Annotated in this window: 6 protein-coding genes; all 6 read left to right on the top strand. The window is 68.5% G+C overall.

Going from position 1 to position 14,093, the window contains the following annotated elements:
* Positions 1-5 precede the first annotated feature (5 nt).
* Positions 6-8,720, top strand: coding sequence for a hemopexin repeat-containing protein (locus tag VET29_RS25235; RefSeq protein WP_324924735.1), 8,715 nt, complete (start codon positions 6-8; stop codon positions 8,718-8,720).
* Between the two features lie 12 nt (positions 8,721-8,732).
* Entirely contained in the window at positions 8,733-9,341 is a 609-nt protein-coding gene (locus tag VET29_RS25230; protein ID WP_324924733.1) for a hypothetical protein, read from the top strand.
* Positions 9,342-9,371: 30 nt separating this feature from the next.
* Complete coding sequence (locus VET29_RS25225) at positions 9,372-10,859, top strand: hypothetical protein (RefSeq protein WP_324924731.1); 1,488 nt, start codon at positions 9,372-9,374, stop codon at positions 10,857-10,859.
* Between the two features lie 13 nt (positions 10,860-10,872).
* Positions 10,873-12,468, top strand: coding sequence for a hypothetical protein (locus tag VET29_RS25220; RefSeq protein WP_324924729.1), 1,596 nt, complete (start codon positions 10,873-10,875; stop codon positions 12,466-12,468).
* A 67-nt stretch (positions 12,469-12,535) separates the two neighbouring features.
* Complete coding sequence (locus VET29_RS25215; RefSeq protein ID WP_324924727.1) at positions 12,536-13,081, top strand: AAA family ATPase; 546 nt, start codon at positions 12,536-12,538, stop codon at positions 13,079-13,081.
* Positions 13,082-13,244: 163 nt separating this feature from the next.
* The coding region (locus VET29_RS25210; protein ID WP_324924725.1) for a 1-phosphofructokinase family hexose kinase at positions 13,245-14,093 on the top strand (849 nt) is incomplete at its 3' end.

The raw sequence follows: 14,093 nt of genomic DNA, 5'->3' as shown, positions 1-14,093 counted from the left end.
CCGCCCTGCCGACCGGCAGGGTCGACGCCGCGCTCGCCGGCATGGACGGCCGCACGTACCTCTTCAGCGGCGGCACCTACCTGCGGTACACGGGCGCCGACTACACGGTCGTCGACCCCGGCTACCCGAGGGCGATCGACGCCGACTGGGCCGGTCTGTCCACTGTGGACGCGGCGTTCACCATGGACGGCAGCACCTACCTGTTCGGCACCGGCGGCCTGCTGTTCGACCTGACCGACGAGCTGCGTGCCGACCTGGCCGATGGCCTGCTCACCCCGCGGCTGCGCAACCGCTTCGCCGAGCACGGCCTGACCCCGACCGGAATCGCCGGCGCCGCTCCCGGGTGGACGCTCACCACCAAGGAGGGCATGACCCTCACCGTCCGGGTCGAAGGCCTGCGTACCAAGGTCTTCGGCGACGGCTCGCGCTGCTACGTCCGCTACGGCACCAACGACTACCGCAAGCCCGACGCCGGCTTCCCCAAGCCGCTGTCGGACAACTGGTGGAACATGCCGGACGGCATGGCGCTCGGCCCGGTCGACGCCGTGTTCACCGGCCGCGACAACAACACCTACCTGTTCGCCGGCAGCCAGTTCGTCCGCTTCGACGCCCGGCACCGCTGGTGGTCCGAGCCGATGGACCTGGACGAGCACTGGCACAGCGCGTTGTTCGACCGCGCCGACACCACCACCCACACCCCCATCGACGCCGCCTTCGTCGGCCAGGACGGGCGCACCTACCTGTTCTCCGGCGGCGAGTACGTGCGTTACTCCACTGCGGACTACACCGAGGTCGACGACGGCTACCCGGCCACCATCGCCGGCTACTGGGACAACGTGCGCAACAACATCGAGCGCACCGGCCTGGTCGACGCCGCGCTGGTCACCGAGGTCACGGAGAAGATCGACGGCGTCGACGCCACCCGCACCTACACCTACCTGTTCTCCGGCGACCAGTACGTCCGCTACCTCGACGCCGACTACGGCCACGTCCAGCTCGGCTACCCGCGCCTGCTCCCGACCCTGCACACCGAGCCGGGCCTGACCGCGCTGACGTCCACCGTGGACAGGGTGGACGCCGCGTTCGCCGACCGACGCACCACCTACCTGTTCAGCGGCAAGGAATGCCACGTCGCCTCCGCCGTCCCGTACCGGCGCTACGACGACCTGGACCTCGGCGACGTCGCGTGCGCGTTCATCGAGAACGGCAGCATCGTGATGACCAGCGGCGCGAACTGGACGAGGCGCTCAGCGCTCGAAGGGCGCGGTGGCTCGTCCGCCACGCCGTTCCGTCCGAGGACCCTGCGTACCGTCCCGGCGAAGTTCCAGACCGGGCTCAGCTCCGTGCTGATGGGCGCCGACGGGAACACCTACCTGTTCGCGGGCACCGAGTGCTTCAACACGCAGCTGGGCCGCGCCTACCCGCTCACGCAGGAGTGGGGCCGGCCACGCAACACCATCTACGAGCAGGGCCGGGTGGACGCCGCGTTCGTCGGCCGTGACGGCAGGACCTACCTGTTCAGCGACGACCAGTTCGTGGTCTACCCCGACACGGGCACCACGATCGACGGTGACCCGCGGCCCATCGCGGACCACTGGGGCGGGCTCACCAGTGTGGCGCTGGCCTACGTCCAGGGCGAGAAGACCTACGTCTTCGAGTACCCGGACGAGGACAACATGCTGCGGTACCTGGTGTACTCGGGCACCGACTACCGCGAGCCGGACGAGGGCTACCCGGCACTCGTGGACGACGGCTTCTTCTGCGCACCGGACGGTTTCCCGTTCCCCGGCGCGGTCATCGTCGACGGCGACACCATCACCCTGCTCAACGGTCTCGAATGCGTCTCCCACAACGCGAAGACCAGTTCGTGGTCGGTGCGGCGCCCGATCGAGCGCCTCTTCCCCGGGTTCGGCCAGGGCCTGGACGCCCCGGACGGCCTGCACACCGCGTTCACCGCGCTGGACGGCGCGACCTACTTCTTCTTCGACGACACGTTCGCCCGCTTCGCCGACGGCGGCTTCGGCCCGCTCACCCCGACCCGCGACCGGTGGGGCCTGTCCCCCAACCCGTTCGCCACCGAGGGCGGCACCGTCGACGCCGCCTTCGTGTGGGGGCAGTACACCTTCCTGTTCTCGGGCGACCGCTACGTCCGCTACACCGGTCCCCGCTACCGCGCGATCGATCCCGGCTACCCGAAGAAGACGGCCGGCAACCTCCGCGCGGAGGAGCCGTTCACCAACCTGCCGGACACGTTCGACGACGCGCTGGACCAGCCGGTCGACGCGGTCATCGGCAACGAGCGCACCATCCACCTGATCGTCGGCGGGGTCTGCCACACGGTCTCGCCGAAGCTCTCCGGCACCTACACGCTGGCGGGCATCGGCCGGCCACGCAACACCATCGAGGAGTCCGGGAAGGTGGACGCGGCCCTGGTGGCCGACCGCCGCACCTACCTGTTCGCCGGCGACCAGTACGTCCGGTACTCCGGCGCCGACTACACCTACGTCGACGACGGCTACCCGCGGCCGCTCGACCAGCTCCCGGCCGAGCTGGGGATCGCGGACCTGCCGGCCGAGTTCGCCGACGGCGTGGACGCGGCCTTCCGCTCCCCCGACGGGCGGACGTATCTGTTCCGGGGCAAGGAGTTCGTGCGTGGCGGCGCCCCGGAACCGGTCAACGGCACGTTCGGGAAGGTCCGCAACGCGTTCACCGAGGCCGGTCCCGCCGCGGCGTTCGTGGCGCCCACCGGGGAGCTGTACGCGTTCGCGGGCGACCAGTACGTCCGCTACTCGGGCGACGGCCCGCTGGAGTACGTCGACCCGGGTTACCCCCGCACGGTGCGGGACGACTGGGGAGACCTGGCGCCGGACTTCGAGGAAGGCCCGGACGGCGCGTTCGTCTTCGAGGGCCGCACCTACCTGACCAAGGGCGAGCGGTACGTCCGTTACTCCGGCCCCTACGACCGGGTGGACCGCACGTTCCCGCAGGAGTTCGCGCACCGCTGGTGGGGCACGTCCGACTACCGCCTGGCTGACCTGCACACGATCGTGCGCTTCGTCGAGCTGGCCCGGTCCCACCCGGACGGTCTGGCCGCGCTGTTCACCGAGGGTGCCGCGGACCCCTACCAGCGTCTCGGCGAGCTGTTCGGCTGGGACGTCGAGGAGCTGCGCTGGGCCCGCCGCAACAGCGGGTTGCTGGTCGAGAACACGCCGGAGGAGAAGGTCTTCGAGATCGAGCTCCTGCTCAAACTGGTCAGCGTGTTCGGCACCGCACGCAGGATGGGTGCCGGCCCGTCCCGGATCCACGACGAGGTGTGGGCCAGGCTCTACGGCACGCCCGACCCCGCATCCGCCGTCACCGCCCTGTACACGATGCTGGAGCAGGCGACCGGCACGGCGCAGTGGCCGACACTCGACGCGCAGCTCCACAACGAGCTGAACGTGCTCCGGCGCGACGCGCTGGTCGCCGCCATCACCCCCGTGCACGGCACGTCCCGGGACCTGTTCGAGCAGTACCTGATCGACGTCGACATGGGTCCGGTCGGCACCACCTCCCTGGTGCGTGAGGCCATCGCGGCCACGCAGCTGTTCCTGCACCGCTACCTGCTCGACCTGGAGGAGGTCCGGCTGCCGGCCGGCGCCGACTCCGACGAGGTCAAGGCCAGGATCAGGACCTGGTGGGCGTGGATGCGCAACTACCGCGTCTGGGAGGCGAACCGGAAGGTCTTCCTCTACCCGGAGAACTACCTCCGCCCCGAGCTGCGCACGACGAAGACCCCGGCGTTCGCCGCGCTGGAGGACGACCTGCTGCAGCACGAGATCACCGCGGACGCCGTCCAGGCCGCCTACAAGCGTTACCTCGACGAGTACACCGAGGTCTCGCGCCTGGCGATCGCCGGCGGCTACGTCTACACCGAGGACGACGCGCCGCCGAACGTGCGCAAGCTGGTCCTCTTCGGACGGACGAGAACCGAGCCGCGCCGGTACTACTTCCGGAGCGCCACGTTCCGCGACGGCGAGAAGCTGTCCGCGTCCTGGGCACCGTGGGTCAAGGTGGACGCGCAGATCACCGCCGACCGGGTCGACCCGGTGCACGCCTTCGGCCGGGTGTTCGTCTTCTGGCCGGTCGTCGAGCCCGTCACGCCGGAGGACGCGTCCACGACGACGATCACGACCACGCCGAAGGACGGCGGCGGGCAGGCGGTCACCGCGCCGCCGACGAAGTCCCAGGTCAAGATCTACTACTCGTTCCAGAACCTGAACCAGGAGTGGGTGCCGGCACAGCTCCTCGCCGTCGACAAGGACCGGGCCGGGACCTTCAGCACACCCAAACTCTACGTCCAGGCCTCGCGGAAGGTCGGTGCCAACGACCACGACTCGATCGTGGTGCAGTGCACCTACCAGGTCGACGGCGTCGGCGCCACGGCGGCGTTCACCCTCACCCCAGAGCTGTATCCCCTGCCGGCCAAGGGAATCCTGCCGCCGCCGCGGGACACCGACCTGACCGCGATCTTCGCGGAGCCGACGCCGATCGACGCGGCCGCGGTCGTGCCGTTCAACGCACCCGTCGACTCGGTGGACCTGCCGTGGTCGGCCGTCGACCACAAGGGCGGCAGCTTCCTGTGCCGCCCGGTCGCCGCACCGGTCACGCCGGCGGCGCTGCTGCCGCTGAGCGACAACACCGTCTTCCTGCCCACCACTTGGAACCCGGTCGAGGCCGCGTTCGAGCTCGGCGACTCGCGCTACTTCTTCGACAACAGCGTGGGCAAGTACCTCACGGGGCCGAAGACCGAGCCGGCGTCCCCGCCGGGGCGGACCAAGCTGAGCACCGCCGACCGCTTCGGCAAGGTCGACACCAACCTGCTCCGCACCGGCGTGGTCGACGCGGCCACGGTGCACGAGAACAGGCTCTACCTGTTCTCCGGCAACGAGTACTACCGCTACCAGACCCTCGGCGTGCTGGAGGGCGGCTACCCGAAGAAGCTCTCGGCGATGCCACCGGACCTGCCGAAACCGGTGCCGCCCACCGGCGGTGCGGCCGGTCCGTTCGTCAGGTTCGGCGATGCCGTCATCTCGTTCGACAACAAGGCGGGCACCTACGTCGTCAAGGCGCCGCGCGTCGACGACTCGCCACGGCCGACCAAGGACCTCGGACTGGTCTCCACCGCGATCGGGCGGACCGGCCGCGTCGACGCCGCATACGTCACCGACAAGGCGCTGTTCCTGGTCAGCGGCGACGAGTTCGTCCGGTTCACCCTGGGCGGGACGGCGGCGAACCCGACGTTCCGCGACTACGCCGACGCCGGCTACCCGAAGACGCTCGGCCAGCCGGTCGACGCCGTCTTCAAACGCGACGGGCGCCGCTACGTGTTCAGCGGCGACCAGTACGCGACGCTCGCCGCCGGCAAGGAGCTGGACACCAAGCTGGCCCTGCTGTCCATCAAGGACAACTGGCGTGGCCTGCCGGTGGACTTCCCGACGGGCTTCGACGGTGTGCTGGAGACCGGGAACTCCCTGTACTTCTTCATGGGCGCCAGGTACTCCGCCTTCCCGGTGACCGACGCGGTGCCGCTGCCGTACGAGATCTCCGCGCTGCCCCACCAGGTCATCCGGCTGACGTCGAGCACCGCGTACGAGCTGAACAGGCGGCTCCTCGTCGGCGGCATCGACGCGCTGCTCGCGCCGGACACCCAGGAGCTGGACGAGCTGCCGGCGTTCAGTGTGAGCACGTCCGACGCCACCACCATCAGGGTGCTGGAGCGGACCGCGAAGGCGGGCGTCCCGGTCGGCTCGCACCTCGACTTCGACAGCTCCAACGGGCTCTACTACTGGGAGATCTTCTTCCACGCCCCGATGCTGATCGCCGGCGCGCTGGCCGCGGCCCAGCGGTTCGACGACGCGAAGCGTTGGTACGAGTACGTCTTCGACCCGACCCGGCTCGAGCGCTACTGGCGCTTCCTGCCGTTCCTCGCGGTCGACGTCGACGCGCTGGTCGCCGGCTGCCGCGCGGACCTGCTGGCGCTGAACAACAAGACCGTCGAGCGGTCGCTCACCGGGATTCTCGCCGCGATCGAGCCGATGGCGCCGGCGTTCCTGCCGGCCCGCGAGCTGACCGGGCCCGAGACGGACTACCTGTACGGCATCGCCACCGGGACGACCGACGCCGGGAAGGACCTCGACAAGGCCAGGACGAGCCTCAGGGCGCTGCCCGAGTCCGAGGCCAGGCGGAGCCTGCTGGAACGGGTCGAGCTGATCGCGTTGCTCGACCGGCAGTACAAGCTGATGGGCGACCGCACCAGCCTGATGGCGGCCTACCGCGACGACCCGTTCGACCCGCACCGGATCGCGGCGCTGCGGCCCGCGGCCTACCGCCGCACCGTCGTCATGGCCTACATCGACAACCTGCTCGGCTGGGGCGACATGCTCTTCCGGCAGTACACCGGGGAGAGCATCGACGAGGCGCGGATGCTCTACATCTACGCCTACGACCTGCTCGGCCAGCGGCCGTACGACCTCGGACCGCGGGCGCTGCCGGCGGCCGCGACCTACGACCAGCTCGACGGCGACGAGGATGTGGTACCCGGCTCGGCGGTCGCGCACCTGACCGCGAACGGGGCACTGCTGGAGGGCACCGGCGCGGTGCACGCCGGCGTCGCGAACTCGTACTTCCACGTGCCGGACAACAGCGCGTTCCTGGAGTACTGGACCCGGGTGGAGGACCGGCTCACCAAGATCCGGGCCTCGCTGGACATCCTGGGCATCAGCCGGCCGCTGCCGCTGTTCGAGCCGCCGGCCGACGTGATGGCCCTCGTCAAGGGCATGGCCAAGGGCGCGGCGCTCGACGCGCTCACCACGGCACTGGCCGCGCCGGTCCCGGCGTACCGGTTCTCGGTCGTGCACATGAAGGCCCAGATGCTGGTCGACCGGCTCAAGCAGCTCGCGGGCGACCTGCTGTCGGTGTTCGAACGCCGGGACGGCGAGTTGCTCGCGCTGATGCAGAACCGGCAGGAGGCCGCGATCCAGGGGCTGACCCGCGACATCAAGAAGAACCAGATCCAGATCGCCAACGAGGGGCTCGCCGACATGCAGGCGGCGTTGAAGGGCGCGCAGGACCGGGTCGACCACTACAAGAAGCTGATCGACGACGGCATGTCCCCGACACAGAAGGCACAGCTGTCGATGATGTCGATCGGGGCCGCCGGGCACATCCTGGCCGGCGGGTTGAAGATCGGCGCGGTGTTCGCGAAGGCCGCCCCGCAGTTCTACGCCGGTCCGTTCATCATCGGCACCTCCTACGGCGGCATGGAACTGGGCGACAGCCTCAACATCGCCGCCGACGTGTCGGCCACGCTGGCCGAGGGGTTCAGCATGATCGGCGAGGTGCTCGGCATCCAGGTCGAGCAGGACCGCCAGGTGCAGGACTGGACCGTGCAGCTGTCCATGGCGAAGACCGAGGTCACGCAGCTCGACCACCAGGTGAACGTCGCCAGGCTGCAGGTCGCGACAGCGAACAAGGAGCTGGAGATCCTCGACCAGGAGGTCGCGAACCTCAGCGAGGTCAGCGACTTCCTCACCGGCAAGTTCGCCGGGGCGCAGCTGTACGGCTGGATGGTCGGGCGGTTGTCCGGGTTGTACTTCCAGACCTACAACCTGGCCTACGAGCTGGCCCGCACCGCGGAGAAGGCCTACCAGTTCGAGCGCGGCACGAACGGCACGACGTTCATCCAGCCGACGTACTGGGAGAGCCGGCAGGGTGGGCTGCTCGCGGCCGACGCGCTGGCACTGGACCTAGACCGGCTCGGGCAGGCCTACGTCACGGGCGACAGCCGCGGTCTGGAGATCACCAAGCGGGTCTCCCTGCTCCAGCTCGACGCGCTGGCGCTGCTGGCGTTCCGGGACTCGGGCCGGTGCGAGTTCGCGCTGACCGAGGAGCTGTTCGACCGCGACTTCCCGGGGCACTACCGGCGGCGGATCCGCACGGTCAGCGTCGAGTTCGTCACCGAGAACGGGCCGGTCGGGATCAACGCCACGCTCACCCAGCTGGACAACAAGACCGTGCTGTCGGCGGACCCGAAGGCGGTCAGGTTCCTGCTCGACCCGAAGGGCCTGCCACCGGAGACGCTCCGTGGCGACTGGCGGCCGAGCCAGCAGATCGCGCTGTCCGACCTGGAGGAGGGCCGGGACAACAACGGCCTGTTCGAGCTGCGTTACGACGACGACCGCTACCTGCCGTTCGAGGGCACCGGCGCGGTGTCGCGGTGGCGGCTGTCCGCGGGACGGGTGCCCGCCGGCGTCCTGGACGTCTCGATCACCGTGAAGTACACGGCCGAGCAGGGCGGCGACACGTTCGCGACGGCGGTCCGGGGCATGCTGCGGCCGTACCCGTCGGCGCGGTACGTCCAGGTGGCGAGCGACTTCGGCCAGGAGTGGTTCGACTTCGTGGAGGGCGACGCGGACCGGCTCACCCTGCGGATCAGCCCGGACCTGCTGCCCGGCATCACCGGCCGGCGGATCACCGGCATCTACGCGAAGTACGCGAAGTCCTTCGACGGCGAGGCCCGCTTCCTGCTCAACGGGGAGAAGCGACTGGCGCTGGAGGACGGCAGGCCGCTGGCCACCCCGGGCCTGACCACCGGGGCCTGGACGCTCGTCTTCGAGGGCGACAAGGCCGCCGTCACCGACCTCGGCCTGATCATCACCTACCGCGCCAGCGCCCAGTAACGAGAGGCACCGATGAGCACCGCGGTCAAGACCGGAAAGAAGAAGCGCAAGTACTCCGATGTGCCGAGCCGCAAGAAGATCCGGACCGACACCGGCCCGGACGACACAGCCGGGAAGACCACCACGGCACCGGCCGAGACCGGGTCCGAGTCCGACCACGAGACGCCGGCACCGCAACCGCTGGTGGGCACGCCCGTCGAGGTGAGGACCGCGCCGCCCGCGCCGGCGCTCCCGGTCACGAAACCGAAGAACCCGCACGCCGGCAAGGTGAAGAACCTACGCGGCAACTTCGGCACGGGTTACCACGACACGGCGCACTTCGCCGCGACGACCAACAAGCCGAACCACGGTGTCTGGCAGGGCAAGCTGACGCAGGTGAAGAACTGGGTCCGGATGGCCCTGGACAGCATCTACGCGGACGACCAGTTCGTCGTCGCGTCCAAACCGGGCACGGGCGGCACCTACCGCTACCTGGTGTCGATGGACGGCGCCACGGTCGGCTATCTCAGCGGCGCGTCGGTGGGGTCCGGGGGGAAACCGCCGGCAAAGCACATCGAGGTCTACCTGGACAGCAAGGGCAACACCGTCTCGGCGTTCCCGAGCTCCCCCGAGATCTTCTAGTCCGGCGCGGCACACCAGGAAGGACCCGGTATGGAGTCCACCCACAAGACGAGCAAGGCCAACAAGAAGCCGAAGAAGAGGAAATTCAACAAGAAGAAGAGGAGCAACTCCGCCGGCGACGAAAACGCACCCAACAAGTACCAGAAGGCCGCCAGCACCCATCTCGTCACCACACCGAGTGATTCCGAAGAAGAAGAGGGCAGCTCGGACGCCGAGGAGATCACCCGACGAGACACCTTCCCCGGTCAGCCGATCGAACAATTTCAGCCGAGCATCGGCAACAGCCGGCCACTGGCGCCACTGCTCATGAGATCAGGATCGCTGAACGACCTCCTCACCGGACAAAAGAACACCTGGCCCGCCCTCGCCAGCACGATGAAAGAGATCTATCTGCCAATTCAGAAGAAATCGAAGGATCCGGCGCAGTACTACGCCGAACTCTTCAACGCCTACTACGCACACGGGGAAAAGCCAAAAGTCATACCAGGACGCGAGGGCGGTCGTCTCGGCAGCGGAATCGACGACACCGCCGAGTTCCTGAAGAACTTCATGGACGCCAACGGTCAATGGAGCTACATCGAGAACCAGGACTGGTACCAGAAGGGCGAGTTCGTCATCGGGATAGATGTGAACTACTATCCCGACAGATCCGGCCTCAAGGATGCCCAACCGGCATTCCACAAGGACACCGGCGGGAACAACATCTTCGTCAACCTGATCTTCGACAACAAGGACCCGATCGAGTCGACCGAATGGTTCGCGGATGCCGAGCCGCCGAGCGCGGACAGATCCGCATGGCAGCAGAGCCTGCTGCCAGCGGCCTACCTCGACGAGCTGGACAAGACGCGCAAGGCCCTGAAGGCCCAGTCCGACAGCACGACGTCGGTGCAGGGCGGCGTGAGCGACGGCCCGAACACCTACGTGTCATGGGTGGACGACCTGGTCTGGCACGCGACTCCGACCGTCGAGAAGAGGACGCCGTTCTCCGTGGCCGCCGCGCAGCACGAGTACGCACAGCTGAACTCGGCGTCCACGAAACAGAGATTCGCCCATCAGAGCGATAAATACGGCACCATACTCGGCGTCGAGATACTCGGCACGATCGCGGAGGCCGAAGACACCGCACTGCACAAATGGCTGGTCACCAATGAACTGAGCGCACAGGATATCACCGACAAGGTGGCCCGACAGGCCTGGCAAGATCTGTACAGCAAGAACAAAGGCGGCAAGAACACATTCCTGGCGGATGCCAAAATACGCGAAACCGCCGGCCCGGTGTGGCTGATCACTGGTCAGTACAGTGAGGCGAACGCGTACGACGAACGGTTGGAGGGCAGCTACTCCGTAAAGGAGACGCCCATCTCGCTCTCGACCCGCCGGAGAGCGAACAGCCTGGACACCGGCGAGGTACAACAGGCGCGTGAGGCGAACGTGGGCGTGGCACGCTCGTTCATTCGTACCTGGGTGCGAATTCTGCCGAGGGACAGCGCCGAACTGAAGAAGATCGGCGGCATATGAAAGAGGACCCGACGTGAGCGCATCACCCAAACTCCGCACGAAGAAGTCCAAGCACGGCCACTCCTCGGTACCGACCGGGACCCGCGGCGGCGAGGGTACCTCCAGCACCACGGACGTGACCGGCGAGGACGGCGAGAGCGAGGAGACAAGCTCCATCGCCGTCATCACCGGACACGAGGTGCAGTTCGGCCACACCATGCCGAGCCACCTGGACGACAGGAGCGACCGCAAGGGCGAACTGGACTCGCTGGTCATGGAGACGGGGTCGGTCGACGATCTGCTCGGCCCGGACGACAGGTCGTGGCCCACGCTCGCCGAGGCACTGAAGAAGACGTTCAAGGCCACCCCCAGCGAGAACATCCTCGCCGAGGTCTGCACGGTCTACTACACACACGACAGGCAGCAGGGCGAGATCAAGAAGCTTCCCGGAAGCCGGCCACTGGTGAAGGGTGAGGTCGAGCAGACCGTCAGCTTTCTCGAGAAGTTCATGAACAAGAACGGGCAGTGGGACTACATCAGGAAGCAGGACTGGTTCACGAGCGGCGACTACAAGATCGGCATCGACGTGAACTACTACGCGAACAGGCCCGTGAACCAGGAGGAGATGCCGGGGTTCCACAAGGACACCGGAGGAAACAACATCTTCGTCAACCTGATCTTCGACAACAAGGACCCGATCGAGTCGACCGAGTGGTTCGCGGATCTCTCCGAACCCAGCAAGACCAGGCGGGACTGGCAGGCCGGGCTGCTTCCCGACTCCTTCCGAAAGGCACTCGACGACTCCCGCAGGTCGCTCCGGGACACCTACGGCGACGACGAGGACGTGCGCGGCGGCATCAGCGAAGTCCCGAACACCTATGTCTCATGGGTGGACGACCTGGTGTGGCACGCGACGCCGACCGCCAAGCCGCGGATAAACTTCGACGCGTCGGCCGCGGCGACGGCCTACGACTCGCTGGACAAGGAGGCGATGAGTTACGAGAACTTCGTCTTCTACAGCTACCAGTTCAGCCGATGGATGTACGGCGCCGAGATACTCGGCTCCATGGCGGAGTCCGGCGACACCGAACTGTCCAAATGGCTCAATGAACAGGTCCCCCCGCTGAGTGCGCAGGACATCGACGTCGCGACGGCCAGGCGCGCCTGGCAGGAGCTGTACACCGGTCCGGACGGCCGGGACAGGTTCGTCATGGACGCGAAGACCCGGGTCGCGAGCAACCCGAACTGGCGCGTCACCGGAACGCAGTCCGAGGCCAACGCGCACGATCCCCGTCTGTCCCCGACAAAGAACTCGATACTGGAGACACCGAGAACCTTGTCCACGCGCCGGCGGGTGAACAGCGTGGGCCCGGAGAGAGGGGACCCGAACGAGCAGAAGGTGTCGACGGTCCGCAAGGACAACGCGGACAAGCCACGCTCGTTCCTCCGAACCTGGGTACGAATCCTCGACGCGAACGACCCGGACGAGAACCTCCCCGACCCCAACGCACCCCAGACGCAAACCGACGGGAAACAGCCGAAGACCGAGGAGCCCGTCGACCGGAAGACCGACGAGGTCACAGACCAGGCCGCGAACAACCCAGAGGTGAACACCGACATCGACCAGTGACAGCCGGCGGTGGGCGTGCAGGCCGGGGCGAATGTCGACCGCTGCGGAATGCGGCTACCGTCCCGGCATGGACGCTCTGCTGATCACCGGGCCGCCGGCCAGCGGCAAGTCGACCCTGGCCAGGGCGGCGGCGTCCCGGCTGCGAGCGGCCCTCCTCGACCAGGACGTGCTGACCAGCGCGCTGACGGCCGTCATCGGAGACCTCGTCGGCACCCACGACCTGGACGACCCACGCCTGGCATCGGTCACCCGCGACGCCCGGTACGACGCGGTGCTCGCCACCGCCGAGGACAACCTGCGTGCCGGGCTCCCGGTGGTGCTGGTCGCGCCGTTCACGGCGGAGCGCGCCGATCCCGCCGCCTGGGACAAGGTCCGGGACCGCCTCACCGCGGCGGGTGGCCGGCCCGCGCTGGTGTGGTTGTGGCTGCCGGCCGACGAGCTGGTGCGCCGGCTGCGTTCGCGGGGCGCCGCGCGGGACGGCGGCAAGCTGGCGGACCCGGCCACCTTCGCCACCGACGGGCTGCTGCGGCCGCCGGTGGTCGAGCACATCGTCGTCGACGCCACCGCGGACACCGAACAACAGCTCGACGACATCTTCTCGGCACGCCCCTGACACTGAACAAGCGCTGAACAACAGTTCGAGGACATGTTCCCGACACGCCCTTGACACATCGCGCCAGGCGGCGCATTCTCGGTCGCACCTGTTCGTGACATCGATTACCTAGGTTTTCGTGACATCGATTACCTCCTGGTAGTCGCCGTACAAAGGAGTACAGGTGCTGATCGCGACGCCGAACCTGTGCCTCGACCGGACCGTCCGGGTGGCCGAGGTGGTACCGGGGAGCGTGCTGCGCGCACGCCACGTCGAGGTCACCGCCGGGGGCAAGGGCGTCAACGTCGCCAGGGTGCTCCGCGCGTTCGGCCACACCGCCACGATCGTCGGGCTCGCCGCCGACAACGACCGGGACCGGCTCCTTTCCCTGCTCGCCGCGGAAGGCGCGGACGTCGTCGGGGTCCCCATGCCGGGCGACGTGCGGATTGCCGTGATCATGCACGAGGAGCGCTTCCGGCGCACGACCGTCCTCAACGAGCCGGGCTCCCCCATCAGCCAGGCCACCTGGGACGACTACCGCCAGGCCGTGACCGACCTCCTGCCAGAGCAGGACCTGTTGGTGTGCAACGGAAGTCTCCCCACCGCGGCACCGGTCGGCGGGTACGGCGAGCTGGTCGCGGCCGCACGGGCCGCTGGCGTGCCGGTGATCGTCGACTCCGCGCCCGGCCCGCTGCGTGCGGCCCTGGCCAGCGGCCCGGACCTGGTCGCCCCCAACCTGGAGGAAGCCGAGGCCGCGATCAGCGGCGACAGCGGGCACGTCCTGCACAGCTCCGGCCCCGACCTGGCCGAACGCGCCGAGCGGGCGGCCAGCACGCTCGTCGAGCTGGGCGCGCGCCGGGCCGCGGTCACCGCCGGCGAGCTGGGCGTCGCGCTGGCCGAGGGGGACGGGGTCCGGTGGATCCCGACGGTGCCGGTCGAGGTGGTCAGCGCCGTCGGCGCGGGTGACTCGTTCGTCGCGGGCCTGTCGCTCGGCCTGCTCGACGGCCTGAGCTGGGCCGACGCGGCCGCCCGT

The sequence above is a fragment of the Actinophytocola sp. genome (genome assembly GCF_035634895.1).
GTDB lineage: Bacteria > Actinomycetota > Actinomycetes > Mycobacteriales > Pseudonocardiaceae > Actinophytocola.
This window is presented reverse-complemented; position numbering and strand designations above follow the sequence as displayed.

Coding starts and splice junctions, on each gene's coding strand:
- VET29_RS25215 (WP_324924727.1), top strand. CDS start 12,536: ATGGACGCTCTGCTGATCACCGGGCCGCCGGCCAGCGGCAAGTCGACC.
- VET29_RS25225 (WP_324924731.1), top strand. CDS start 9,372: ATGGAGTCCACCCACAAGACGAGCAAGGCCAACAAGAAGCCGAAGAAG.
- VET29_RS25230 (WP_324924733.1), top strand. CDS start 8,733: ATGAGCACCGCGGTCAAGACCGGAAAGAAGAAGCGCAAGTACTCCGAT.